Annotated in this window: 19 protein-coding genes and 1 riboswitch; of the genes, 8 read left to right on the top strand and 11 right to left on the bottom strand. The window is 60.7% G+C overall.

Features of this window, described 5'->3' with window-relative positions:
• Position 1 precedes the first annotated feature (1 nt).
• The 5 genes from RCI20_RS00930 (at position 2) to RCI20_RS00910 (ending at position 7,661) form a co-directional block, all read left to right on the top strand.
• Positions 2 to 2,842: a 2-oxoglutarate dehydrogenase E1 component gene (locus tag RCI20_RS00930; protein WP_373691446.1), complete on the top strand. Its 2,841-nt coding sequence runs from the start codon at positions 2 to 4 to the stop codon at positions 2,840 to 2,842.
• A gap of 24 nt (positions 2,843 to 2,866) precedes the next feature.
• On the top strand, positions 2,867 to 4,102 hold the full coding sequence (gene odhB, locus RCI20_RS00925; protein WP_306602587.1) for a 2-oxoglutarate dehydrogenase complex dihydrolipoyllysine-residue succinyltransferase: 1,236 nt from the start codon (positions 2,867 to 2,869) through the stop codon (positions 4,100 to 4,102).
• Between the two features lie 75 nt (positions 4,103 to 4,177).
• Positions 4,178 to 5,602, top strand: a complete 1,425-nt coding sequence (gene lpdA, locus RCI20_RS00920; protein WP_306602586.1) for a dihydrolipoyl dehydrogenase — start codon at positions 4,178 to 4,180, stop codon at positions 5,600 to 5,602.
• A gap of 117 nt (positions 5,603 to 5,719) precedes the next feature.
• Positions 5,720 to 6,838, top strand: coding sequence for a cell division protein ZapE (gene zapE, locus RCI20_RS00915; RefSeq protein WP_306602585.1), 1,119 nt, complete (start codon positions 5,720 to 5,722; stop codon positions 6,836 to 6,838).
• Between the two features lie 10 nt (positions 6,839 to 6,848).
• Entirely contained in the window at positions 6,849 to 7,661 is an 813-nt protein-coding gene (locus tag RCI20_RS00910) for a secretin N-terminal domain-containing protein (protein WP_306602584.1), read from the top strand.
• A 37-nt stretch (positions 7,662 to 7,698) separates the two neighbouring features.
• Here the strand turns inward: RCI20_RS00910 and RCI20_RS00905 are convergent, their stop codons facing one another.
• The 11 genes from RCI20_RS00905 to lysS all read right to left on the bottom strand — a co-directional run bounded on the left by RCI20_RS00905 (position 7,699) and on the right by lysS (position 22,379).
• On the bottom strand, positions 7,699 to 8,067 hold the full coding sequence (locus RCI20_RS00905) for a cupin domain-containing protein (protein ID WP_306602583.1): 369 nt from the start codon (positions 8,065 to 8,067) through the stop codon (positions 7,699 to 7,701).
• A 116-nt stretch (positions 8,068 to 8,183) separates the two neighbouring features.
• Complete coding sequence (locus RCI20_RS00900; protein WP_306602582.1) at positions 8,184 to 9,455, bottom strand: bifunctional O-acetylhomoserine aminocarboxypropyltransferase/cysteine synthase; 1,272 nt, start codon at positions 9,453 to 9,455, stop codon at positions 8,184 to 8,186.
• Between the two features lie 34 nt (positions 9,456 to 9,489).
• Positions 9,490 to 11,163 (bottom strand): ATP-binding protein, encoded by a 1,674-nt coding sequence (locus tag RCI20_RS00895; RefSeq protein WP_306602581.1) that lies wholly within the window; start codon positions 11,161 to 11,163, stop codon positions 9,490 to 9,492.
• Positions 11,160 to 12,491, bottom strand: a complete 1,332-nt coding sequence (locus tag RCI20_RS00890) for an HD-GYP domain-containing protein (protein ID WP_306602580.1) — start codon at positions 12,489 to 12,491, stop codon at positions 11,160 to 11,162. The genes RCI20_RS00895 and RCI20_RS00890 overlap by 4 nt, the downstream gene beginning before the upstream one ends.
• Before the next feature lie 118 nt (positions 12,492 to 12,609).
• Positions 12,610 to 16,695: a cobaltochelatase subunit CobN gene (cobN, locus tag RCI20_RS00885; RefSeq protein ID WP_306602579.1), complete on the bottom strand. Its 4,086-nt coding sequence runs from the start codon at positions 16,693 to 16,695 to the stop codon at positions 12,610 to 12,612.
• A gap of 5 nt (positions 16,696 to 16,700) precedes the next feature.
• A complete protein-coding gene (locus RCI20_RS00880; RefSeq protein ID WP_306602578.1) occupies positions 16,701 to 17,027 on the bottom strand; it encodes a DUF2149 domain-containing protein in 327 nt (108 codons plus the stop codon).
• The gene (locus tag RCI20_RS00875) at positions 17,024 to 17,488 is read right to left on the bottom strand and encodes a hypothetical protein (RefSeq protein ID WP_306602577.1); all 465 of its coding nucleotides are present in this window, start codon (positions 17,486 to 17,488) and stop codon (positions 17,024 to 17,026) included. Before RCI20_RS00875 ends, RCI20_RS00880 begins: the two co-directional genes overlap by 4 nt.
• 9 nt (positions 17,489 to 17,497) lie before the next feature.
• Positions 17,498 to 18,034, bottom strand: coding sequence for a DUF2796 domain-containing protein (locus RCI20_RS00870; RefSeq protein WP_306602576.1), 537 nt, complete (start codon positions 18,032 to 18,034; stop codon positions 17,498 to 17,500).
• A 67-nt stretch (positions 18,035 to 18,101) separates the two neighbouring features.
• A riboswitch (cobalamin riboswitch) is annotated at positions 18,102 to 18,357 on the bottom strand.
• Positions 18,358 to 18,392: 35 nt separating this feature from the next.
• A complete protein-coding gene (gene mnmC, locus RCI20_RS00865) occupies positions 18,393 to 20,330 on the bottom strand; it encodes a bifunctional tRNA (5-methylaminomethyl-2-thiouridine)(34)-methyltransferase MnmD/FAD-dependent 5-carboxymethylaminomethyl-2-thiouridine(34) oxidoreductase MnmC (RefSeq protein ID WP_306602575.1) in 1,938 nt (645 codons plus the stop codon).
• Positions 20,330 to 20,845, bottom strand: coding sequence for a hypothetical protein (locus RCI20_RS00860; RefSeq protein WP_306602574.1), 516 nt, complete (start codon positions 20,843 to 20,845; stop codon positions 20,330 to 20,332). Before RCI20_RS00860 ends, mnmC begins: the two co-directional genes overlap by 1 nt.
• 19 nt (positions 20,846 to 20,864) lie before the next feature.
• Positions 20,865 to 22,379: a lysine--tRNA ligase gene (lysS, locus tag RCI20_RS00855; RefSeq protein WP_306602573.1), complete on the bottom strand. Its 1,515-nt coding sequence runs from the start codon at positions 22,377 to 22,379 to the stop codon at positions 20,865 to 20,867.
• A gap of 156 nt (positions 22,380 to 22,535) precedes the next feature.
• On the opposite strand from lysS, the gene RCI20_RS00850 reads away from it, so the two are divergent.
• The 3 genes from RCI20_RS00850 (at position 22,536) to RCI20_RS00840 (ending at position 26,271) form a co-directional block, all read left to right on the top strand.
• Complete coding sequence (locus RCI20_RS00850) at positions 22,536 to 23,474, top strand: nucleoside recognition domain-containing protein (protein ID WP_306602572.1); 939 nt, start codon at positions 22,536 to 22,538, stop codon at positions 23,472 to 23,474.
• A gap of 16 nt (positions 23,475 to 23,490) precedes the next feature.
• Positions 23,491 to 23,844 (top strand): hypothetical protein, encoded by a 354-nt coding sequence (locus RCI20_RS00845; RefSeq protein ID WP_306602571.1) that lies wholly within the window; start codon positions 23,491 to 23,493, stop codon positions 23,842 to 23,844.
• 117 nt (positions 23,845 to 23,961) lie between these two features.
• Positions 23,962 to 26,271 (top strand): response regulator, encoded by a 2,310-nt coding sequence (locus RCI20_RS00840; RefSeq protein WP_306602570.1) that lies wholly within the window; start codon positions 23,962 to 23,964, stop codon positions 26,269 to 26,271.
• Positions 26,272 to 26,394 lie beyond the last annotated feature (123 nt).

Below are 26,394 nucleotides of genomic sequence, written 5' to 3'. Positions count from 1 at the left end.
TATGACTACGATGAATGAAAAATTCGACAGCACGCTTTATTTTGGCGGTAATGCGCCTTTCGTCGAAGAAGTGTATGAGAACTATCTGAATGATCCGACCTCCGTTCCGGCGGAATGGCGCGATTATTTTGATCACCTGTCCCAGATGCCCGGTTTCGTGGCACGCGATGTGGCGCACGCTCCGGTGGTTGCTGCCTTCGCTGAACTGGCCAAGGATGGCGGTTTCCGTCCGGCAGCACCGGCTTCGTCGTCGACCGAACACAAAAAGCAATCGGCGGTCGGCCAACTGGTTACTGCGTATCGCTCGTTGGGTACCCGTTGGGCTGATCTGGACCCGCTCAAGCGCGTGCCACGACCAAAGCTGGACGAACTGGACCCGTCGTTTTATGGTTTCACCGATGCCGACCTGAATCAGACATTCAACGTTGGTTCGCTCAAGGGCTTGCCGGAAAATGCCAAGTTCAGTGACATTCTCGAAACACTGAAGCAAACCTACTGCGGCACGATTGGTGTCGAGTACATGTACATGACCGATTACAACGAGAAGCGCTGGTTGCAAGAGCGCCTCGAAAGTATTCGTTCGCGTCCGACTTATAACGTCGAGCAGAAAAAACGCATTCTGGAGCGGTTGACCGCAGCAGAAACGCTGGAACGCTATCTGCATACCAAGTATGTCGGTCAGAAACGCTTTTCCCTCGAGGGCGGCGAATCCCTGATCGTTGCGATGGATGAGGCAATCCGTTCCGGTGGTTCGCTGGGCATCGACGAAGTCGTGGTCGGCATGGCGCACCGTGGCCGTTTGAACGTTCTGGTCAATACGCTGGGCAAGGCTCCGTCCATGCTGTTTGCCGAGTTCGAAGGCAAGAAAAAGAGTGATTTGTCGGCTGGTGACGTCAAGTACCACATGGGCTTCTCGTCCGATGTGTCCACGCCGGGAGGCCCTTGCCACCTGACGCTGGCTTTCAACCCATCCCACCTCGAAATCGTTAACCCGGTGGTCGAAGGCTCGGTGTATGCACGCCAGGTACGTCGTGGTGAAGGTAGCAAGGCCAAGGTCATGCCGGTCATCATCCACGGCGACTCAGCCGTGGCTGGCCAGGGTGTCAATCAGGAGATGCTGAATTTCGCGCAGACTCGTGGTTATGGTACGGGTGGTACGCTGCATATCGTGGTCAACAATCAGGTTGGCTTCACCACCTCCGACCCGCGCGATTACCGTACCGGTCACTACTGTACCGACATCTTCAAGATGGTCGATGCGCCGATTTTCCACGTCAATGGCGACGATCCGGAAGCGGTTGCACTGGTTACCCAGATTGCTGTCGAATATCGTCAGAAATACGCCAAGGATGTCGTGATCGACATCATCTGCTTCCGCAAACTCGGTCACAACGAGCAGGACGAGCCGATGGTTACCCAGCCGCTGATGTACAAGATCATCAGCAAGCACCCGGGTACCCGCAAGCTGTATGGTGACAAGTTGATTGCCGAAGGTTCGTTGCCGGCAGATGGCCCGGACCAGATGATTGCCGAGTATCGCGCTCACCTTGACAAGGGCGAGTTGCTGTACAACCCGGTGCTGGCTGGCTACAAGCATCCAAACATGATCGACTGGACACCGTTCCTGGCGAAGAATTACATCGAAACCTGCGATACGACGGTGCCGGTCAAGGAATTGCAGCGCTTGTCGAAATGCCTCACGGCGCTGCCGGAAGGTTTCACGCTGCATTCTCGCGTCAAGAAGATCGTCGAAGATCGCGCCGCCATGGGCGAGGGCAAACTGCCGGTCGACTGGGGTATGGCTGAAAATCTGGCCTACGCTTCGCTGCTGGTTTCCGGTTACGGCGTGCGTATCTCCGGTGAAGACGTCGGTCGCGGTACTTTCTTCCACCGCCATGCCGCGTTCCATGATCAGAACCGGACCAGCTGGGATGTCGGTACCTATCACCCACTGAAGAACCTGCAGGAAAAACAGGCTGGTTTCCAGTGCTACGATTCCGTTTTGTCCGAAGAAGCCGTTTTGGCCTTCGATTATGGCTATGCCACGGCAAATCCCTACGAATTGGTCGTTTGGGAAGGCCAGTTCGGCGACTTCGCCAACGGTGCCCAGGTCGTGATCGACCAGTTCATCGCCTCTGGTGAAGCCAAGTGGGGTCGTGCTTGTGGTCTGGTCATGCTGTTGCCGCATGGCTATGAAGGTCAGGGACCGGAGCACTCTTCGGCTCGTCCGGAGCGTTTCATGCAGCTCTGTGCCGAGATGAACATGGAAGTTTGCGTGCCGACCACGGCAGCCCAGGTCTTCCATATGCTGCGCCGTCAGGCCGTCCGCATGCAGCGCAAGCCGCTGATCGTCATGTCGCCGAAGTCACTGCTGCGTCACAAGGATGCTGCTTCGTCGCTCGAAGAACTGGCTAATGGCGAGTTCCAGCGGGTGATTGGCGAAGTTGATCCGATTGATGCCAAGAAGGTCAAACGCGTTGTCCTGTGCTGCGGCAAGGTCTATTACGATCTGATCAATGCCCGTCGCGAGAAGAAAATCGACGATATCGCCATCGTTCGTCTTGAGCAGCTCTATCCTTTCCCGAAGGAGTCGCTGGAGCAGGAACTGGCAAAGTATCCGAAGGCAACCGAAGTGGTCTGGACCCAGGAAGAACCGCGTAATCAGGGTGCCTGGTACTGGATTGCCTCGCGTCATCACCTCGATACGCAACTCGGCAGCAAACAGAAGATGCTGCTGGTGTCCCGTCCGGCTTCCTCGTCGCCGGCGGTTGGCTACCTGGCCAAGCACAACGAGCAACAAAAGGCACTGATCGAGTCCGCGCTGGGCAAGATCGAGTACTGATAACTAAAGCAGAGTGGAGTCACTATGAGCATTATCGAAGTTCAAGTTCCCCAGCTTTCCGAGTCCGTCGCCGAAGGCACGCTCGCATCCTGGAAAAAGAAAATTGGTGAAGCCGTCGCTCGCGACGAAATCCTGATCGATATCGAAACCGACAAGGTCGTTCTCGAAGTCCCGTCGCCGGGTGCAGGCGTTTTGGTTGAAATCGTCAAGGGCGATGGCGAGACTGTCGTTTCCGGCGAAATGATTGCCCGTATCGACACTGCTGCAACCGCTGGCGCTGTTGCGCCGGCCGCTGCCGCTGCTGCACCGAAGGCCGCTGCACCTGCTGCAGCCCCGGCGCCGGCTGCTGCTGCACCGGCTGGTACGGCCAGCCCGTCGGCCCGCAAGATCCTCGACGAAAAGGGTATCGCGGCAGCTGACGTCGCCGGCTCCGGTCGTGGTGGTCGTGTGACCAAGGAAGACGCTGTTGGTGCCCAGGCCAAGCCTGCTGCCGGTCCGGTGGTTGCAGCCAAGTCGACCGCTTCCCTGCCAGTGCCGCCGACCGGTGTTGCTTTGGGCGATCGTACCGAAGAGCGCGTGCCGATGTCCCGCCTGCGGGCCCGGATTGCTGAGCGTTTGCTGCAATCGCAAGCCACCAACGCCATTCTGACCACGTTCAACGAAGTCAACATGGCGCCGGTCATGGCGCTGCGCAAGCAGTACGGCGAGAAGTTCGAGAAGACTCATGGCGTTCGTCTGGGCTTCATGGGTTTCTTCGTCAAGGCTGCGTGTGCTGCCCTGCAGAAATTCCCGATCCTGAACGCTTCGGTTGATGGTAACGACGTCGTTTACCACGGCTATATCGACATCGGTATCGCTGTCGGTTCGCCGCGTGGCCTGGTCGTGCCGATCATCCGCAACGCCGACCAGATGTCTATTGCCGACATCGAGAAGAAGATTGCCGAATTCGGTGTCAAGGCCAAGGATGGCAAGCTGACCATCGAAGACCTGACTGGCGGTACCTTCTCGATCTCCAACGGCGGCATCTTCGGTTCCATGATGTCCACCCCGATCATCAATCCGCCGCAATCTGCGATCCTCGGCATTCATGCCACCAAGGACCGTGCGATGGTTGAAAACGGTCAAGTGGTTGTGCGTCCGATGAACTATCTGGCCATGTCCTACGATCACCGCATCATTGACGGCCGTGAAGCCGTTCTCGGTCTGGTGACCATGAAGGAAGCCCTGGAAGATCCGTCACGCCTGCTGCTCGGCGTTTAATCATCCTGCGCCGGCGCCAGTTCCTCGTCCAAGAGGGCTGGCGCTTTTGCACATCTGAAATCTGAAAGGATATTCATGTCCAAGCAATTCGACGTACTCGTCATCGGTGGTGGTCCCGGCGGTTATGTAGCCGCCATTCGCGCCTCGCAACTCGGTTTTTCGGCCGCCTGTGCCGAATCCAATCCCTATGCCGACCCAAAGGGCGAGCCGCGCCTCGGCGGCACCTGCCTGAATGTGGGCTGCATCCCGTCCAAGGCCTTGCTCCATACCTCGCATCTGTTTGAAGAAGCGGGTCACAGCTTTGAAGCCCAGGGCATCAAGATCGGCAAGCCGAGCATCGACGTGGCCGTCATGAAGGGCCGCAAGGATGGCGTGGTCAATCAACTGACCGCCGGCATCAAGGGCTTGCTGAAGAAGAACAAGGTCACCTTCCTGGCCGGCCACGGTTCTTTCGTCGGCAAGGAAGGCGAGTTCTGGAAGGTCAAGGTTGGCGAAGAAGAAGTGCTGGCCAAGCAGGTCATCGTGGCTACCGGTTCCAAGGCGCGTCATTTGCCGAATGTGCCGGTCGACCAGAAGATCGTGCTCGATAACGAAGGCGCCCTGAATCAGGAATCTGTGCCGAAGAAGCTGGCCATCATCGGCGCTGGCGTCATCGGTCTGGAAATGGGTTCGGTCTGGCGTCGCGTCGGTGCCGAAGTCACCATCCTCGAAGCCATGCCGGATTTCCTGGCTGCCGCCGATCAGGACGTGGCCAAGGAAGCGCACAAGCTGCTGACCAAGCAGGGTCTGAACATCCAGATGAGCGTCAAGATTGGCGACATCAAGGTCAGCAAGAAGGGCGTTTCGATTGCCTACGCCGACAAGGATGGCAAGGAACAGAAGCTGGAAGCCGATCGCCTGATCGTCTCCATCGGCCGCGTGCCGAACACCGACGGTCTGAATGCCGAAGCGGTTGGCCTGCAACTGGACGAACGCGGCTTTGTTGCGGTCGACGGCCATTGCAAGACCAATTTGCCGGGCGTCTGGGCCATCGGTGACGTGGTCCGTGGTCCGATGCTGGCCCACAAGGCGTCGGAAGAGGGCGTCATGGTTGCCGAATTGATGGCCGGCCAGGCTGGTCACTGCAATTTCGACACCATTCCCTGGGTCATCTACACCGCGCCGGAAATCGCCTGGGTCGGCAAGACCGAGCAGCAATTGAAAGCCGAAGGCGTTGCCTACAAGGTTGGCAAAATGCCATTCATGGCCAATGGCCGTGCGCTGGGCATGGGCGAACCGAACGGCTTCGTCAAGATGCTGGCTTGCGCGCAGACCGACCGCATCCTTGGTGTGCACATCATCGGTGTCAATGCTTCCGAACTGATCGCCGAATCCGTTGTGGCGATGGAGTTCGGTGGTGCTTCCGAAGACCTGGCCCGTATCTGCCACGCCCATCCGACCCTGTCGGAAGCGGTGCACGAAGCGGCCCTGGCCTGCGACAAGCGCGCGCTGCACTTCTAAGCACATCGACGCTGACGTATAAGACGTCACAGCGTCAAATCGGGCGGGTTGCGGTAACGCACCCGCCTTTTTATTTGGCAAAATAGCCAATCATTCCAATAACGATGCCCCCAGGAAATGCCCCATAGAAAACTGAACGTTGCCGCCCAGGGCATGCTCGACGCCTACAAGAACCTGCTCGACATGCGCGGCTACATTGCCGATGCCGCACAGCTGACCGCTGCGTCGGCGTTGCAATCCCTCTACACGAATTTGCTCTATTTCAAGGTTGACCGCAAAAATACGTTCAAACGCCTGCTGTCGCCGCCCAAACCACCCAAGGGCGTGTATTTCTGGGGTGGTGTCGGACGTGGCAAGAGCTTCCTGATGGACTGCTTCTACGACTCCGTGCCGTATCGGCGCAAGAAGCGGCTGCATTTTCATTCGTTCATGCAGCAGATTCATCGTGATCTGGAGAAGTACAAGGGCGAGCCCGATCCGATGCTCAAACTGGCTGCCGACATCGCCAAGGATGTCCGGCTGTTGTGCTTCGACGAATTCCACGTTTCCGACATCGCCGATGCAATGATTCTCGGTCGCCTGATGGAAGGGCTGTTCAAGAATGGTGTGATTGTCGTGATGACCTCCAACTACCCGCCGGACATGCTCTACCCAAATGGCCTGCACCGCGAAAGTTTTCTGCCGACCATCGCCCTGCTGAAAAAATACCTCGACGTGTTCGAGGTCGAAGCCGGTATCGACTATCGCTTACGGGCGCTCGAACAGGTCGAGATTTTCCATTTTCCGGCCGATCAGGCTGCCGAGAAAAAGATGCTCGACTACTTCAGGATGGTGGCGGGTGAAGACGGCGAGGCTGGCGGCCACATCGAAATTCTCGGACGCGACATCGAGACCGTGCGTCGTGGTCACGGCGTGATCTGGTTCGATTTCCGGACGCTGTGCGGCGGTCCGCGTTCGCAGAACGACTACCTGGAAATCTCCCGCGCCTATCACACCGTGCTGCTCTCGCACATTCCGAAGATGACCCAGCACCAGGCCTCAGAGGCACGTCGTTTCACCTGGCTGGTCGATGTGTTCTACGACAACAAGGTCAAGCTGATCGCGACTGCCGACTGCGCAGCCGAGGATTTGTACACCGAGGGCACGCAGGCCAGTGAATTCAAGCGTACAGTCAGTCGACTGACCGAAATGAATTCACGCGAATATCTGGCCCAGCCACATATCGTCGCGCCTTGAGGAAACTGCCATGAAAAACGCGCTGAAAGCCTGGTTGACCGCAATATTCATCGTTTTTGCCTGTTCGGCGGGCCTGGCAACGGCGCAGCAGATGGAAGTCATTGAACTGAAGAGCCGGACGGTCGATGAAGTGCTGCCGGCGCTATTGCCGCTGGTCGAGCCGGGCGGCACGCTGACCGGGGTCAATAACCAGCTCTTTCTGCGCGCCTCGCCACGCAATCGTGACGATATCAAGCGGGCGCTAGCGGCCATCGACAAGCCGGCCCGGCGCCTGATCATTCACGTCAGCCTCGACCGGCGCAGCCAGGACAGCGCACGGGGTGCGGAAGCCAGTGGCCAGGTGGTGCTGGGGAGTACCCGCCGCACCGACGTCGAGGGCCGCGTTTGGGATACGCGCAGTCAGCGCGGCGAAAATACCGCCCAGCGGGTACAGACCATCGAAGGCGGGCGGGCATTCATCCAGCTGGGTCAGTCAGTGCCGGTACCGATGCGCCAGGTGCTTGTCGGGCCGGGCGGTGCGATGATCAATGAAGGCGTGGTCTATCGCGATATTGGCAGTGGTTTCTACGCCAGCCCGCGGCTGAATGGCGAACGAGTCACGCTGGATATCAGCCAGCAGGCCGAAACGCAGGATGCCCGGCAGCGCGCTGCCATCGATGCTCAACGCTTGAGCACGATGGTTTCCGGACGGCTGGGTGAATGGATCGAACTCGGCGGTGTGGGGCGGGAAGCCAGTAGTCGGCAAGCTGGTTCGTTCAGCGCCGGGAGCGGTCAAGTCCGCGACCGGCGTTCGATCTGGCTGATGGTCGAAGCGGCCGACTAAGCGCAGAAAGTCCGGCCACAGTGCGCCAAGTGGCCGGCTATTCCAGAATTTCAGTATCTGCCGGATCGTAGGCCGGGCTGCAGCAACACAACAGGCGCAGTGGTACCGGCCAGGTGTTGTGAACTGCGTGCGGTGTGCCGGGCGGAATCAGGATGGTGTCGCCGACGCTGATGAAAAAACTTTCCCCATCGAGAATCATCGTCCCTTGACCGGCCGTGACGTGATACAGCTCCTCTGTGGTGTGGTGCCGGTGCAGCAAGGTCTTCTGCCCGGAAAAAATGGTGGCCTCGGCCAGACTCTGCGCCTGATTGCCATGCTTTTGCGGATGCATCAACTCGCGGATTTCGGAGCCATCCTTGGCGGTGATGGGGGGAATGTCGTCGTAACGACTGAGTTTCTGGTTCATGGTGCTTGGCTCCGCAGACAGATGCTGCTGTCGAATTTGAGGTGCAGCCCACGTAAGGTGGGCTGCGTTAAGCAAAAAAGCCGGACAAGCCGGCTTTTTCACTATCAGTCGTTTTTTCAGGCAGCGTTCAGCGCCTGATCCAGATCGGCGATCAAATCGTCGATATGCTCGATGCCGACCGACAGACGGATCATGTCTTCCGACACGCCGGCCTTGGTCAGTTCTTCCGGCGACAGCTGGCGGTGCGTGGTCGATGCCGGGTGGCAGGCTAGAGTCTTGCAGTCGCCGATGTTGACCAGACGGGTGACCAGCTTGAGCGCGTCCTGGAATTTGCCGCCGCCTTCGCGCCCACCCTTGACGCCGAAGTTCAGGATGCCGGAAGCGCGGCCGCCCATGTACTTCTGGACCAGCGCGTGGTCCTTGTGGTCGGGCAGGCCGGCGTAGTTGACCCAGCTGCATTTCGGATGGTTCTGCAGGAACTGGGCGATCTTCAGCGAGTTTTCGCAGATCCGGTCCATGCGCAGCGCCAGCGTTTCGATGCCTTGCAGGATCAGGAAGGCGTTGAACGGGCTGATTGCGGCACCCATGTTTCGCAGCGGCACAACGCGGGCGCGGCCGATGTAGGCAGCGGCACCGAGCGCTTCGGTGTAGACGACGCCGTGGTACGACACATCCGGCTCGTTAAGGCGTTTGAATTTGGCCTTGTGCTCGGCCCACGGGAACTTGCCGCTATCGACGATGATGCCGCCCAGGCTATTGCCGTGGCCGCCGAGATACTTGGTCAGCGCATGCACGACAATGTCGGCACCGTGTTCGAACGGCCGGCACAGGTAGGGCGAGGGCACGGTGTTGTCGACGATGACCGGCACGCCGTGCTTGTGGGCGACTTCGGCGAGCTTTTCGAAATCGACGACATTGCCCAGCGGGTTGCCGACCGACTCGCAGAAAACCGCCTTGGTTTTGGCGTCGATCAGCTTCTCGAAAGCTTCCGGATCGCGGTAATCGGCGAAACGGACTTCGATACCGTACTGCGGCAGGGTGTGCGCGAACAGGTTGTAGGTGCCGCCGTACAGCGTGCTTGAGGTGACGATGTTGTCACCGGCCTCGGCGATGGTCTGGATCGCCGCAGTGATCGCCGCCATGCCGGACGCCATGGCCAGCGCCGCAATGCCGCCTTCCATTTCGGCCACGCGCTTTTCCAGCACGTCCTGGGTCGGATTCATGATCCGCGTGTAGATGTTGCCGGCGACCTTCAGGTCGAACAGGTCGGCGCCGTGCTGGGTGCTGTCGAAGGCGTAGGAGGTGGTCTGGTAAATCGGCACCGCCACGGCTTTGGTCGTCGGGTCCGGGCTGTAGCCGCCGTGTACGGCAATCGTCTCGATTTTCATATCTCTCTCTTGTATGTGTGGCAAAAATCAAAGTCTAACTTTTTTCGTTCTCGATATGGGTCTGGCGCGGCAAAACGACTCGAAAGGTAGAGCCTTTACCAACCTCGCTCGATACTTCGATATGTCCGCCATGTTTCTTCACGGTGCCGTAGGAAAGAGAGAGGCCAAGACCGGTTCCTTTACCAACCGGCTTGGTGGTGAAGAAAGGTTCAAAAATACGCCGTTGCAACTCGACCGGAATGCCCTTGCCAGTGTCTTCGATTTCGACCCAGACATTATTTTCATCATGGCCGGTACGGATGGTTACGGTGCCGTGTTCCTCGATGGCATGGGCTGCATTGACCAGCAGATTCATGAATACCTGATTGAGTTGCGAGGGATAGCACTCGATCTGTGGAATGTTGCCGTATTCCTTGACCACCTTGGCCTTGTACTTCAATTCGTTCCAGACCACGTTGAGCGTACTGTCCAGGCCACTTTCCAGATTTGCCCACTCCAGATTTCCACTATCCACGTGCGAGAAGTTTTTCAAATCCTGCACGATGTGTTTGACCCGCTGCAGTCCATCCAGTGATTCCACTGTCAGGTCGTTGATATCCTGGCGCAGGAAGTCCGCATCGATTTCCTGCTTCAATTTTTTGATCTCTTCCTGTGCTGCGCGCGGCATGGAGGATTCCAGTTTTTCGTAAGCGCCGAGTAGTTGCAGCATGTTCTTGACGTAAGTCTGCAAGGTGCCGAGGTTGGAATTGACAAAGCCGATCGGGTTGTTGATTTCATGCGCCACGCCTGCCGCCAATTGACCGATTGACGCCAGTTTTTCAGATTGCAGCAATTGCGTCTGGGCTTCACCCAGCTTGCGGATCAGTTCTTCCTGGCGACTCTTTTCCTCCTGCAGCAGGGCATTGGCTGCTTGCAGATCGGCTGTGCGTACCCGGACCCGCTCTTCCATCTTGTCGCGCGATTCGCGTAGCGATGCTTCGGCCTGTGTCCGCGCCGTGATGTCGTTGAAGCCGAATACCCGGCCGACGATGTGTTCACCAAGGTATTGCGGCCGTGATTTGCATTCGAAGACACGTCCATCCTTCAGTGTGAACACGTCTTCGGTTTCAACGCTGTCTACGATGCCTTGCAGGCGTTCGCGCAAAACCTCTTCTTCATGGACCTGGTGACACATGAAATCGATGATTGCCGAATCGTTGCGTGCCTGAAGCAGATTTTCCGGTATTTCCCAGATGTTGCTGAACAGCCGGTTCAGGCTGACGATATTGCCTTGCCAGTCGATCACCAGAATGCCGTTGCTGGTCGATTCCAGTGTGGCGCGCAATTGGGAGAGCGTTTGCTCCAGCGTGTCTTCGACCTGGCGTTGGTTCTGGATATCCTGGGCCTGAACCAGCAAAAAACGCCGGTCTTCATGTTCAAGCACTTCAATGCTCTTGGTCACGGGCAGCATGGCACCATCGGCGCACTGGTAGAGACCTTCCTGCCCCTTGATGTCGAGAAACTGGCCATTGCGCACGTCTTCCCAATAGAAGACATCCTGTAGCGAGCTTTCGATTTCCGTGATGCTCATGGTGAGCAACTGTTCTACGCGATAACCAAGTAACTGCTCGGTCGGCCGGTTGGCATGTACGATCTGAAGACTCTCCGCATCGACCAGCAGTACCATGCTCGGGCAATGATCCAGCATCAGTTTTTCAAGACTGCTCATTTTTTACCCGTTTCCTGCCCCGATTTGATCGGGTCGAAGTAATAACTGACCCGTTTACGCGGACTGAGGTAGTTGTAAACATCGGCAGGTACCTGGGCCGGACGGATGGCTTTGCTGATATTCAGGTCGTTTTGATCTTCCATGTCGACCAATATCGCTTCATCTTTCGGAATGTCGGCGTCGTACACCACGATCACGGGTTTCATCGGTCTTGCGGTGTTGACCGTAGCAACCATGCCGAGCAGCCCGTTGGACAACTGCACAATGGTTCCCGGCGGATAGACGCCGAGACAGCGGACGAAAACCTGCAGCATTTTGGGATCGAACTTGCTGCGCAATTTGGCGAACATCACCGACAAGGCTTCATGCGGCGTGAGTGCATCGGCAATGTTGAACGGATTGCACAAGCTGTCGTAGTGATTGGCGATGACGACGATGCGCGAGAGCAGGTTGATTGCCTCTCCCTTGAGTTTTTGCGGATAGCCGCTGCCATCGAAAAATTCGTGATGTTCGTAAATGATATTGGTGACGGGCGGCGTGAAATGCAGGCGTTGTGCCATGTCGAGGCCGTACTGGCAGTGCATTTCGTACAAATGGCGTTCCGCTTTGGTCATTGGCTCCAGCTTCATCAGGATGCGATTCGGGATTTCCTTGCGGCCGATGTCGTGAAACAGTGCCCCCATGCCCAGTGCGCTGACGATTTCCGTCGGTAGCTTGATTTCGCGAGCCACCATCAGGGAGAGGGTGGTGACGTTCAGCGAATGGAAATACAACTCTTCGCCACCCATCTTGTCGCCCATCACGTGAATGGCGAGTTCGGGAGCGCACAGAATCGAGTCGGCAATTTGTGCAATCAGCCGGCTGGCTTGTTTGACCGTTTCTGCCGGTCGGGTAAACAGGTTCTTTTCCACTTCATGAACCGTTTTTGCCGTGTTGACGAACGCATTTTCGATGCGTGCTGCCGCTTCACGCTGGATCTTGATCTGCGTGATCATCGTGCGTTTGGCTTCCAGGGCGCGGGCAATGAAGGGGCTGACGGCAGCACCCGGGGTTTCTGCGGTTTCGACGTTGGTGTTGGGTGGTGTCCCGGATTGGGGCGTTTCGAGCCTGGCTGCCGGGTTGGCTTGGGCTGCTGCTTGGATCGGGTCGGTCAGCTCCGGGTTGTAACGAACGGTTTTCAGACCCAGACCACGGATTGTCTCAATCTGTTCGTCGTTCTTGATCTTGAACTGATTGAAAGCAAATGGATGCTTGAACCAAGGCAAGTCCAGGTGGACGTACAGACCGATTCTCAATTGGTCTACGCTGATGGTGTGATTTTCAGGCATCTCGAGAAAGCTCGGCTATTGGTTCGCGCGGATGCTGCTTGGCAGGTGTGCTGGGGAATCCAGCGCGGATTCCCCTTCGCTCACCTTATCAAGAATCAAAAGGCTTGGCTAACACTCTTCACTCGGCTTTGCTGCCGCTGCTTTGCCGTCGTGCCGATGCCTGACCATGCGCCCATTGCTGCACCGCCCCACCAGTGACCGCCAGCAGGATCAGTAACAGACCAAGCCAGGTCATGACTTCCTGTCCGGTCTGGCGCTCGACCCGGCTCAGGACTTGCCCGCGGACCGGTACATAGGCGTTTGCCGGCGTTGCGGCATTCGCCGGCGCCGGGCTGCTCACCGGCAGGATTGCGCCGCCATTGGCCAGCACCACACCGGCGGTTTTCCCCTTTTCGGCTTGCCGCACCGGGCGCGACTTGTCGAGCACCTTGTCAACCCACTGGCGAACGCCAGCGAGTTCCTGCGCCAGCGGCGCCTGCTTGGTCAGTTCGTCGTACAGGCCGGCCAGTTGTTGGCGCGTCGCCAGGTCCGGCGACCAGTGGCCCTGGCGTTGCGCCTGGATCAAGCGCTCCAGCGTCTGGGCATAGGCCTGAGGATGGCTGCGCAACCAGGCCGGCACATCGAGACCGTGACTGTCGCGGACATAGACATCGTAGAAACCCTGCCAGTGGTCCTCGCGCACCATGCCGTCGGTGACGCTTTGCCAGCCCCAGCTGTTCTGCACCGCCTTCAGCACCTGCAGGGTGCCGGCGTAGCCCTCTTTCTTCAAAGCCTCGACCCAGCCGGGATGCAGGTAACGCGCCTGCATTTCCAGCGCCACGCTTTGCTGCGCGCTCTGGGTGAAGGGTTCATCGGCATTCTGCAACTGGTTCACGTACAGCGGCAGCGCTTCCTGACGCCCGGCACTGCGCGCGGCGGCGGCCAGGCCACCGAGATACTGGAACGGGTCGTCCGAGCTGGCCATGCCGTACAGGTGTGAGGTCCGCGACAGCAAGGCCGCGTCGGTCCGGCGCAAGCCGGCGGCCAGCGAGCGGGCAGCCACCGCCGTGCTGACGCCATCGACCGGCACGCCACCGAGATAAGGCTGGCTCATCCGCTGCAGGAACAATTCGCCCAGGCGCGCATCGCGCACCCGCAAACCGTCGTCCTGCACGGCGGCATCGATGCCGGTCCCGTAGTCGCCGACGGGATTGCCGAAAACGCGGGCCTGCCCGATCAGTCCGGCCAGCTTGGCCGGTACGCCCTGAGCAGCCAGTTCGCGGGCAACGTCCCGGCTGTGGCTGGCCACCGCACCTGCCGGCTCGGCATGGCTGACCTCGGCGATGGCCGTGTCGACCAGCGCCATCAGTGCCGGAAACTGGTCGCGGTAGGAGCCGGTGACACTGAGCAGCACATCGACGCGCGGTCGGCCGAGTTCGGCCAGCGGAATCACCGTCACGCCACGCGGCCGGCCGGCATCGTCCCAGACCGGGCGAACGCCCAGTGCGACCAGCGCCTGCGCTTCCATGATGCCCTGATGGCGCAGGGTTTCGCCGGCCCACAACGACAGCGCCAGGCGCTCGGGATATTTGCCGCCATGCTCGCTGCGCCAGGTCTGCAGCCAGTTGTCGAACATCAGTTCGGCCACGGTGTATGCCTGCCGGGTCGGCAGCCGGCTCGGGTCGAGACCGGTCAGGTTGCGCCCGGTCGGCAGGCTTTCCGGATTACGCACCGGGTCGCCGCCATAAGCCGCCGGCAGGAAGCGCCCATCCAGCGCCGCCAGCAATCCCGGCATTTCGTTCTCGGTCGCCAGCAGGCGGTCCAGTTCCTGCGCCCGCTCGGCCAGCGCCAGCAGTGCCTCGCGGTCGATCCGGTGTACGGCGGCGCGGTTCGGCACCGCGTTCTCCGCCTGCTGCGGCCGCAGATCGAGCTGGCTGGCGGCTTCCGCGTCCTGCAAGGCGAGCTTCAGCCACTGCATCGGGCGCGATTCGGCGATCCGCCGGTGATCCATCAGGAAGGTTTCGTCCACATCCTCGCCCAGCGCGTCGAGCAGCGGTGTGCGCAGCGACTGGAGTATGGTCTGCCGGCGCAGTTCTTCGTCAGGCGCCCGGCCGAACACCGCCAGGCCCTGCGGCTGGCTGCCGTGGGCCAGCTGGTCGAGCCAGGGATGCAGCAGTTCGAGAAAGGGATCGAGTTCGGCGCGCACCCGTTCAGCCGACCATTTCAGGTCGTGGTGCAGGCGGCTGTCGACAATCAGGGTCGTCAGCCGGTCGCCGATGGCCTCGCGCGTCGGCCCCTGGTCGGCAATGGCCCATTCGTGCATCAGTTCATGCAGTTGCGCCATTCCGCCCGCCAGACCGGTGGTGGCGAAGATCGGCGTACGATGGCTGACCAGCACGGCACGGCCGCGTCGCTTCGCGGTCAGCGCCTCGCCCAGGTTGTCGACGATGTAGGGATAGACCACCGGCACATCACCGAGCGGCAACAACGCGTCGTCGAGTACATCGAGGCCACGCGATTTGCCGGTGGCCCATTCCTGCGTGCCGTGCGTGCCGAAATGAATCAGGGCATCGGCCTGGCGGGCCCACAGGTAAACCGCCAGGTAGTGATGCGACAGCGGCTGACGGCTGCGGTGCATGAAAGGATTCTGGCCGCGATGCAGGGTTTCCTCGCGCGGCGGTTGCGGCAGCACGGCAAGATTGCCGAACTGCAGGCGGGGTATGACGAAGACCGGTTCGCCCTGCCAGTCGACCAGATAGCGGCTGCGTGTCGGCACGCCCCAGACACTTTCGATCCGGCGCCGCTGCGCTGCCGGCAAGGCCTGCCACCAGGCCAGGTAATCGCGCAGCGGCAGGGCAGCCGCCTGATCGTTGGCCAGCAAGGCGCGCAAATCGCCATCCGGGTAATAGGCGCCGAGCAGCGGCTGCAGCGACTTGATCCAGGTCGCCTCGGCAACCTGCTGCGTGGTATAGCCGGCTTGCGCCAGCGCGCCGCTGACGACTTCCAGGCTGCGCGGGACATTGAGGAAGGACGCGCCGAAATTGCTGCCGCCGGGCGGATAGTTGTAGACCATCGCCACCAGCTTTCTCTTCGCCGGCGGCGTGTCGCGCAGCTGGATCAGGCGTCTGGCCTTGGCGGCAACAGCCTCGGCCTGGCGCGGGATCAACTGTGTCTGCCGGCCGCCGTCGGCATGCGCGGTGACCACCAGCGGATCGACGGCGCCGGCAGCTTCCGGCTGCACCAGGTAGAAGGGGGTATCGGACAGTTTCAGGCCGGTGGGATCGGCTTCCCAGGCGGCGATGTCGCCATGCCGGTAAGGCTGGGTGGCGAGCACCGGGACGCCCCATTGATCGAACAGCGCCTGCAGTGCGCTCGATTGCGAGGCCAGTTGGTGCAGCACCAGCACCCGCGGATGTGCCCCGCCATCGGGGAGCGCGAGCAATTCGGCCAGTCCGCGACTGTCGAGCTGCTGGCCAAACACTGCATAGGCAAACATGCCGCGCGCTGCGAACAGGCGCAGCCACTGTTCCAGCCAGCCGGTTTCGGCATTGACGAAATGATGACGATGGACGAGCAGCGCGACGGCCGGCAAGTCGCGCAAATGCGGCTGTCGCGCCTGCCATGCGGTCAACTGCCCGATATCGGCAAAAAAGCTGCCAGCATCCGGGTGGTACAGGCCACGTTGCGGCCATGCACGGGCCGGCGGCAGGTCGGGCAGGAGTCCGGCCACCGGGGTTTGCGGCTGTTGCTGCCAGGCCCTGGCGAGCATGAAGGCATGGCGGATGTTGTCTTCGCCGCCAAAACGCAGGTAGCCGGCAACACGTCCGGCCAGGTCAGCCACCACCGGATCGCCGCCGGCTTCGGCGCCAATCCATACCAGCCGTTGCGGCTGCTGTGCCGCGTATGCGGTCAACTGCTCGCCGAACAGCTTTTCCAGGCGGCTTCTCGCCGTCGCATGTGGCGCATCGACCCAGACCATGTCGGCACCGGGCAGCGCCCGTGCAAGAGCGGCACGCTGCTCGCCGGTCAGCGCTGGCGTGTCGTTCAGCGGATGATCAAGGTGCTGAACTTGCCAGCCCTGTTCCGCCGCCATCCGCTCGACAACGGCCGTCCGCGCCGCCGGCGTGATGTCGGCGGTCAGCCACAGCAGTTGCCGGGCCTGCGCCACGGCCGCCCAGCAGCACAGGGCGGCGATGGCCAGCGCCCGGAAAAAACGATGAACCATGCGGATCAATCCGCGGCAGGCGGCGAGGCTTCGCCTTCGGGCACGTAGATGATGCTGCCGTCGCGCAGCCGGTAGGCGACGCCGGCGCGTACGCCTTCGCCTTCACCGCTGCTGCCGGTGCCCTGGTAGCGGATTTCCTGGCCATTCTCGCGAATGACCATTTCCACCGGCGATTTTTCCGTATTCGCCGTGGCGTTTTCCGGCTTCGTCGACAGGTTGACCGCAGCCATCAGCGCCACGACCAGCACCAGGAAGACGTCGACCAGGTTGATCGACGACAGCATCGGATCATCGTCGTCTTCCTCGAAAATGCTGAAGTGTTTCAGGCTCATTGCCCCGCTCCCAGGCGCTTGCGGATGACCAGCAGTTCGGCCAGCAACCAGCGTCGGCGCAGCGAGTAGAGAACCAGCCCGATGGCTGCTGCGGCCAGTGCCAGGACGACGCCGGCAAAAGCGTTGCTGAACACCGACAGGGCGGCGTTGCCCTGGCCGCTCGCCACACCCTGCAAGGCCGGGCCGAGCGGAATCATCGTGGCGATCAGACCGAGCATCGGGGTCACCCGGCTGAGCAGGCGCAGCGGTTCGAGCCGGCGCAGGGCGAGCAGTTCAAGCTCCTCGAAATCCATGCCGGCCGCCAGCTGTAGACTGGAAAATGCCGGGTCGGTGCGGCGTTGCCAGGCTTCCATCGCCACCATCCCGGCCATCCAGAGCGCGTAAAGGAAAGCTGCGGCGAGCAGCACGAGAATGGGCGTCAGCAACCACTGCGCCAACTGCAGGAAACCGGCTTCAAGCATGGTCCATCCTCAGAGCGTGATGGCCGGGAAGCGCGGGCGCACCGTAACCGTCTTGCGCTGGCCGTTCAACTGCAGCTGCACGCGCAGTTGCTTCAAGCCTGGATGATCGCGGAAGGCGTGCAGCGAGAAGGACTTCAGCGCCGCCGGCTGCTCGCAATGAAATTTCACGGTGAGGACCACGTTGCTGATATCGACCGCAGGTGTTGCCTTGGCGATATCGGGTGTTGTGCTCGCTGCAGTCACCGTGCACCGTGCCTCGGCGGCCGGCTCGATGAAATTCAGCGGATTGCCGGCGCGGGCTGCGAAGGCATCCCACACCTGCTGCTGGGCTTCGCCGCGCGGCGGATAGTCGTAGCCGAGATAACTTTCGAGCGGAACATCGATACTGACCTCGACAACCGGCCCGTCGACCGTCAGGCGCGCCGTCCCGTGCCCATGGGTATGCGTGCCGTGGGCATGCGCGTTGAAGGAAATGCAGGTGCCGGCGGCGAAAGCGCAGGCGAGCAGGCGCGCAGCGGGGGCGACGCTTGAAAGGGAAGGAAACATGTCGAATACCAAAAAAATCGCCGTCGTCGACATCCCCGTCGACCTGTTGGCACTACAGACCGGCTGTTCACTGGTCCACCTTGTTGGCCGGTATCCGGGCTGGTGGAGACAACCTTCGTCGCCTTCCCAATGATGCGCGAACACATCACCAGTGGCTCAAGAGACGAAAGCAGGGCGGAACCGAAAGGCCCGACCCGTCCACTTACCGTTGCGGGGGCAGCGCTGGTTAGAAGAATCGGTCCTGCAGGACTTTCTTCCCCCAGCTTCCCGTTGAACCGCGGCAAAGGAATCCTGCCGCGAGCACCAACGGCGGCGATGCTAACACATCATGCGGATTGATTTTGCCTTGACCCGGTTTTCAGTCGGCTTCGCTGGAATTGTCAGAATCCTGCCGTCGACCGCAGGATTTGAGCAAAAAGCGGCCGGGGTCGAGCGCATCGACCAGATCGTTTTCCAGCGGCAGCGGTTCGTTTTCCAGACGGGAGAGCAGCAGATCGGCCATCAGCGCCGACCACACGATGCCGCGTGCGCCATAGCCCTGCAGGCACCACAGACCGGGGTGGCGGGGCAGGGCGGCGAGGCGCGGCTGGCCCTTGATGGCGCTGCTGTCGGGCAGCGCGCCGACGATGGGCAGACGATCCGGCGACATCGGCCGGAAACCGACGCGGCCATGCAGGCTGGCCGGATCGATGTTTTCCGCCAGTCCGGGCAGGTTGAGGCGGGCCTGTGCGAGATTTTCCGCGTGATCGGCCAGCCGTTCGGCCGAATCGCTGTCGTCGTATTGCAACGTGGCGCCGATCAGGCACTGGCCGTCGACTTCGGGGATGGCGTAGCAATGTTTGAACACCACATGCGGCAGCGACGCAGCTTGGCCGGCGGGCAGGTGGCTGACCTGACCACGGGCCGAACTTTGCGGAATCGGCGCAAACTGCTCGAAATGCTGCGCGGCGGCGCCGGCCGCCAGAATGACAACCGGTGCCACGGCCAGTTCGTTTCCCGCCGCGTCCAGTAATTGCCAGCCGGTTTCTGTCCCGTCTATCGTTTTCGTTCTTTCCAGCCGGTCGACCGCAGTATTGCAGCGCAGCGCGATCTGTTCGGGAAAGGCGGCAAGCGCTGCCTGGCAAACCGAGCCGGGCTGGACCCAGCCGCCTGCCGGAAACCACCAGCCGCCGGTATCGACCGGCAGACCGAGGCGGCGGACGGCCTCGTCGCGCTCGATGAAGCCGAGCAATTCGGGCGGCCAGCCCAGCCGGTCTACGGCCTTGTGTTGCAGGATTTCATGTTCGGCATCGCGGCCCAGATGCAGCACGCCGCAGGCGGACCAGCGTGCGGTTGGCAGGTTTGCCAGCAAGCGGCGGGTGGCCAGGAAGCCGGCGCGGGTCAGGCGTGACAGGCGATTGTCGTCGGCACTCGGCAAGGGGCGCAGCATGCCGGCCAGATTGCACGAGGCACCGCTGGCCGGACTCGCCGCCTGCTCCAGCACCGTGACTTGCCAGCCGGCAGCGGCCAGCGCGTACGCCGCCGTGCAGCCGGCAATGCCGGCGCCGATGACGACGGCCCGGCGCTCTTTCGGCAGCGGGTAACGCTCCGGTCGTTGGGCGCGCAGTGTGCCGACCAGCATTTGCCGCTTGTTGGCAAAACCGGGGCGCTTTTTTACCGTGAATTCGGCGTCTTTCAGTGCTGTCCGCACCTGGCCGGCGACCGACCAGGTGGCCAGCGTGGCACCCGGTGCGGCCAGTCGGGAGAGCGCCTTGCACAGTTGCGGCGTCCACAATTCCGGATTCCTGTCCGGCGAAAAGCCGTCGAGGAAAAAGGCATCAACCGAGGCGTTGACCGCACGAAGTTGCGTGCTGGCGTCGCCAAAAAACAGGGTCAGGATGACCCGGTGCTGATCGAGAAAAATCCGGTGTACGCCGGATGTCAGCAGCGGCCATTGGGCGTGCAGTTGGTCGGCCAGTTCGGCAAATTCCGGCCAGGCTTGCTGAGCCTGGCGCAAGTCGGCGGCGCTGAATGGGTGTTTTTCGAAGGAGACGAAATGCAGTCGCCGGCAGCGTGCTGGGTCGTTGCGCCAGGCCTGCCAGGTGGTCAGGAAGTTGAGGCCCAGCCCGAAGCCGGTTTCCAGAATGACGAAACGTTCCTTGCTTTGCCAGCGCTGCGGCAGGTCGTTGCCGGTGAGAAACACATGCCGTGTCTGCGCCGGTCCGCCATGGGCCGAGTGATAGACATCGTCGTAAGTGCTGGAGTACGGCGTGCCGATGGTGGCGAATTCCAGGCGGGCAGGCTGCAGTTTTTTCACTAATGCAGCAGGGTGGGTTTGTTACCGGCCGGCATCTCGGGGGGCGCTTTGGCGGGCGTGGGCTGGCTGGTGTAATCCAGCGTCAGGTTCCATGCCGCCTGCTCGGCGGAGGCCCGCAACATGGCGCACAAGGCCTGCAGCAGGTCGGCATTGAGGCTCAGGTTGAAGGTACGTTCACGGCCTTCACGAAAGGTCATCTGGACGGTCTTTTCGTTGATTGCCGTCAGGCTGGCTTCGCTGGTCAGCAGGGGCTGGCTGCCCAGCGGATAGCGCGGGTTTTCTTCCTGGAAGGCCTGATCGAAACTCGGTTGCTGGCTCGGCTCTTGAGCGCTGGCGCCCATCTGCGGCGTGGCCGCGAGATGGTCGATCAGCATGCCGGTCAGCAGTGGCCAGACTTCGCGCAGGAAGTTGCGCGTGAACCAGACGCGAAACTCCTCGTTGGCTTGTGTCGATACGCGCAGCATCAGCCTGTCCTGCACTGCGTCGCGCGCGACCTGTATCTGGCGAAGTTGCATCGGTCGGTCTTTCCGGAGATTACTCGGGACGCATCGACGGGAACAGGATGACGTCGCGAATCGCCGGGCTGTCGGTCAACAACATGATCAGGCGATCGATGCCGATACCGCAGCCACCGGTCGGTGGCAGGCCGTATTCCAGCGCGCGGATGAAGTCGGCGTCGTAGTACATCGCTTCTTCGTCGCCGGCGTCCTTGGCCTTCATCTGTTCCTGGAAGCGGGCGGCCTGGTCTTCGGCGTCGTTCAGCTCCGAGAAGCCGTTGGCGATCTCGCGGCCGACGATGAACAGCTCGAAACGTTCGGTGATTTCCGGGTTGGAATCGGAGGCACGGGCCAGCGGCGACACTTCGACCGGGTAGTCGATGATAAATGTCGGCTCCCAGCACTGGGCTTCGGCGCAGGCTTCGAACAATTGCAGTTGCAGGCTGCCGAGGCCGCCCGGCTTGACCTTCTCGCCGAAGGCATTGATCTTGGCCTTGAGGAATTCAGCGTCGGCCAGTTGCTCGTCAGTGAAGGACGGCTGTTCGCGCTGGATCGCCTGAGTGATGGTCAGGCGATGGAAAGGCTTCGACAGGTCGAGTTCGCGGCCCTGATAGACAAACACTTCCTTGCCCAGCGCTTCGCGCGCGGCGTGGCGCAGCAGGCCTTCGGTGAAGTCCATCAGCGTGTGGTAATTCGCATACGCCTCGTAGAACTCCATCATCGTGAATTCGGGATTGTGCCGCGGGCTCAAACCTTCGTTGCGGAAATTGCGGTTGACCTCGAAGACCTTCTCGAAACCGCCGACGACCAGGCGCTTCAGGTACAGCTCGGGCGCGATGCGCAGGAACTGCTGCATGTCGAGCGCGTTATGGTGCGTGACGAAAGGCTTGGCCGCAGCGCCGCCGGGAATCGGGTGCATCATCGGCGTTTCGACTTCCATGAAGCCGTGGCCGCACATGTAGTTGCGGATCGACTGGACGATGGCCGAACGTGCGCGGAAGGTGAAGCGCGTTTCCTCGTTCATGATCAGGTCGACGTAGCGCTGGCGATACTTCATTTCCTGATCGGCCAGGCCGTGGAACTTGTCCGGCAGCGGGCGCAGCGACTTGGTCAGCAGGCGGATTTCGGCAGCCTGGATGGACAGTTCGCCAGTCTTGGTCTTCATCAGCGTACCGACGACGCCGACGATGTCGCCCAAATCCCAGCCCTTGAACGCCGCGTAGACGTCTTCGCCGACCTTGTCGCGCGCGACGTAGAGCTGGATGCGACCAGAAACGTCCTGGATGGTGGCGAACGAAGCCTTGCCCATGACGCGCTTCAACATCATACGGCCGGCGACCTTGACTTCAACCGGCATACCTTCCAGTTCTTCCGCCGTTTTCTCGCCATAGCCTTCATGCAGCTTGTGCGCGGTGTTTTCACGCTGGAAATCGTTCGGGAAGGCGGCACCGCTCTTGCGCCACTCGGCCAGTTTGGCGCGACGCTCGGCGATGAGCTGATTTTCGTCTTGCTGGACCGGGGCTTGCTGCTCGGCGTTGTCGGAGGTGGCCATGAGGAAGAATCCTTGGAAATTTGAGGTTTGCTGCGGTCGACCGCGTAGAACCCTGAATTTTCGCCGATTTAGGGGCTTAGCGACAAGCACAATGCCGTGGGGTCGGGGAAATTGCCCATCGGCCGAAAGTGAAAAGCGGTGCAATAATCCTGCCCCATGGAAATCCTCATCGACATCATCCTCAAGGCTGGCCGTTCTGCGGTCGAGCTTTCGCTGTTCGTTCTGTTGCCCGTCATGGTCGTCATGCTGTCGTTGATGCGCCTGCTCGAAGCGCGAGGCGTGCTCGACTGGGTGGTCAGCCGACTGGCGCCGGTCTTGAAACCATTCGGCTTGACCGGGCTGGGCGTATTCGCTGCGCTACAGGTCAATTTCGTCAGCTTCGCGGCGCCGATGGCGACCCTGACGATGATGGACCAGCGTGGCGCCTCGGATCGGCATATTGCTGCCACTCTGGCCATGGTGTTCGCCATGGCACAAGCCAATGCCTCCTTGCCGATGATGACGATGGGCCTGGATATCGGCCTGACGCTGCTTTGGTCTTTGCTCGGTGGCCTGGCGGCGGCTGCGGCGACGTATTACCTGTTCGGGCGTGCGCTGTCGGTCAGCGAAGCTGTAGTCGATGAACACCTGTCGCATCCGGTGGCCGAGAGTGCGAAGGGCGTGCTCGACGTGATCAACCGGGCGGGGGCCGAGGCGTTCAAGTTGGCGGTTGGTGCCATCCCGATGTTGGTGTTGTCGCTGGTCGTCGTCACTGCTTTGCGCGTTTTTGGCGTTATCGACCTGTTGACCGCAGGATTGGCCCCGCTACTCGGCTTCTTGTCAATCGATCCGGCGCTGGTCTTGCCAGCGCTGACCAAGTATCTGGCCGGCGGCACGGCGATGATGGGGGTGATGGACGAGATGCGTAAAGCCGGTCAGGTCAGTGTCGAACTGCTCAACGCCAGCGCGGGCTTTCTGATCTCGCCGTTCGATTTGCCCGGGGTGGCCGTCCTGATTTCGGCCGGGCAGCGCATCGCCAAAGTCTGGAAACCGGCGGCGCTCGGTGCCTGCATCGGCATCGCGCTGCGTACGGCGGGGCATATACTGACGGCCTGAGCGTTTTGGAGGTGTCATGAAAATTGCGAAAATTGCCCGTGTCAGCGTTCTGGCCGGTGCATTGCTGTGTCTGGTGACCGGGGCGTCAGCCCGACAGAATATTCTCGGACTGGACGATATGTCCTGTGCCGCCTGGCAGGCGGCGCAAAATGACCCAGAGCAGCGTGCGGCGTATGTCGCCTGGCTGCGCGGGTTTTTGAGCGGTCACAACTATGCTTTGCCGAAACAGCAGGTGTCCACCATCTCCAGTGGCACGATTGAACTGAATATCAAGCGCTATTGTTCGACGACGCGCGATGGCAACCTGAGCGATGCAGCGATGCGTTTGAGCGACGAGTTTTCCGGGCGCAATCAGCCGATCCGGAAATAGTACGGCACGCTGTTCGTGCCGCGTGCCGGAAAGTTTGGCGGCTTGTCGTATTCATGCTCACGGCAACTTCGTCAGGCTTTCATGGCACAATCGCGCATGAACTCGGGGGAGCGCTTGATGAAAATTCTGCTGGTTGACGCGTCCAATCTTTACCTGGAAATACTGCAGCGGGGTTTGTCCCGCTTTCGCGGTGTGCAAGTCCTGCATGTCAGCAACGGCGCAGAGGCGCTGGCGCTACTCAAGCGGGACCATTTTCAGTTTTTCATCATCTCGGGTCAGCTGGTCGATGGCGATGGCATCGATCTGGCAAACAAGCTGCGGACTTCCGGCATTGTCTCCGTCGAACCGATTGTCGTATTGACCGCCACGCCGAGTGAATCACTGGCCGCTGCGGCTGCCCAGTGCGGTGTGACCGAGCTGTTTCGCCGGCAGGACGTGGAAGAACTGCTGACCTTCATGCGTCACTTCCTGGAGGCCAACCAGCCGCTGCGTTGCCGGCTGCTCTACGTCGAAGACAGCCGTGATCAGCGCGAGGCCTTGAGCATGCAACTGCGCAGTTGGGGCATGTCGGTCGATGCCTTTGCTTCGGCCGATGAAGCATGGCCGGCTTTTCTCGCCCAGGATTACGACATTCTGCTGTGCGATGTCGTCCTGGGGGGCAGCATGACGGGCGCCCGACTGATCAACCGCATTCGTCGTCAGCCATTGCCCCGCGGCGGTATCCCGGTGTTGGCGGTGTCGGCCTTCGATAATCCGGCACGGCGTATTGAACTGTTCAATATCGGTATTGACGATTACGTGCCCAAGCCTGTTTTCCCGGCCGAGTTGAGGGCGCGGCTATCCAACCTGCTGGCCCGCAAGCGGGCGGCGGAGCGCAATACCGCTTTGCTTGGCGCAACGGCGCTGGGCGTTTTGGTGATCGATGCCGAAGGCGCCATTCGCTCGATGGATGAGAACGCCTTGTCCATGTTCGGGCTGGATGAGGCGGCGCAGAGAGCGCAAAACTTCCAGCATCTGTACGCCTTGTTTCCGGATGAAAATCGCAGCCTGCTGGCCTCCTTGCTGGCCGGAGAAAAGCTTTGTCGCGTCCAGCATGTGTGTCGGCGCCATGGTGGCAGCAGCTTTCCTGTCGAATTATCGTCATTGGAGCTGGATGCCTGCGATGGGGTGCGGCAGTTTGCGCTGTTGATGCGCGATATTTCCGATGAACAGGAAATCAAGCGCTATCTGATTTCGGCGCGCGAGACGGCCGAGCGAACCGGGCGCATGAAGGCGGATTTCCTGGCCAGCATGAGCCACGAAATCCGGACGCCGCTCAATGCCATCATCGGCATGGCGCATTTGATGAAACGCAACGAATTGAGCAGCGATCAGCGGGATCGGGTAGACCGCATCGATGCCGCCGGGCAGCATTTGCTCGGGGTGGTCAACGACGTACTCGACCTGTCGAGAATCGACGCCGGCAAACTTCAGCTGGAATCGATCCCGATATCGGTTGCCGCACTGGCAGCTAACGTGGCTTCAATGATCCGGGAAAAGGCGAGCGAGAAGGGGATCGAGGTTCATCTGGATGTTCCCGAGATGCCGTCCGGGCTGGCGGGTGATCCTTTGCGGATTACCCAGGCGCTGCTTAATTTTGCCGGCAATGCCGTGAAGTTTACCGATCATGGCCGGATCGATTTGCGCGTCGATCTCCTTGAGTCGACGCCGGCCAATGCGCTGGTCCGGTTTTCTGTCAAAGACACCGGGATTGGCGTCAAGCCGTCGGATGTCGGGCAGATTTTTGAACTGTTTCATCAAGCCGATGATTCGACTTCCCGGCGCTACGGCGGTAGCGGGCTTGGCCTGGCCATCGCTCGCGAACTGGCGCGCTTGATGGGCGGCGATGTCGGCGTGGATAGCCGGCCCAATGAGGGCAGTACCTTCTGGTTCACGGCCCGTCTGCCAAAGACTGGCAGCTTGACCAGCGATCTGCCGGATGAATCGGCGTACGAAGCCATTCTGATCGAGCGTTTCGCCGGTGAAGCGGTGCTGGTCGTCGAAGACAACGAAATCAATCGTGAAATCACCGGCGAATTGCTGGCCGCATGCCAGTTCGATGTGGATTTTGCCGAGGACGGCCTGGTCGCAGTGGCGCGGGTCGCGGCGCGAAACTATCGCCTGATCCTGATGGATATGCAGATGCCGAATCTCAATGGCCCGGATGCAGTGCGGCGGATCAGGGCGATGCCCGGACTCGGCAGGGTTCCCATCATCGCCATGACGGCCAACGCCTTTGCCGAAGACAGGCAACGTTGTCTGGATGCCGGTATGAATGATTTCGTCACCAAACCGATTGATCCGGACCGGTTGTTTGCAGTCATCCTGCGCTGGTTATCCATCGCGCCCGAAGCCTTGCCTGAAATCGTTCCGGTTCTGGACTGCTGACTGGATGCCGAATCCTTGGCCGGCGCCCGTGCCGGTGACGATCAACGGTTAAAGCGTCCGGTCGGGGGCTGAAAATCGCCCCGGATTGCACGTCGACCGCAGTCTTTGACGCGCAATCCGGCA

It is taken from the genome of Azonexus sp. (assembly GCF_030824335.1).
GTDB lineage: Bacteria > Pseudomonadota > Gammaproteobacteria > Burkholderiales > Rhodocyclaceae > Azonexus.
The sequence above is the reverse complement of the archived record's forward strand: the minus strand, read 5'-3'. Positions and strand labels throughout refer to the sequence as shown.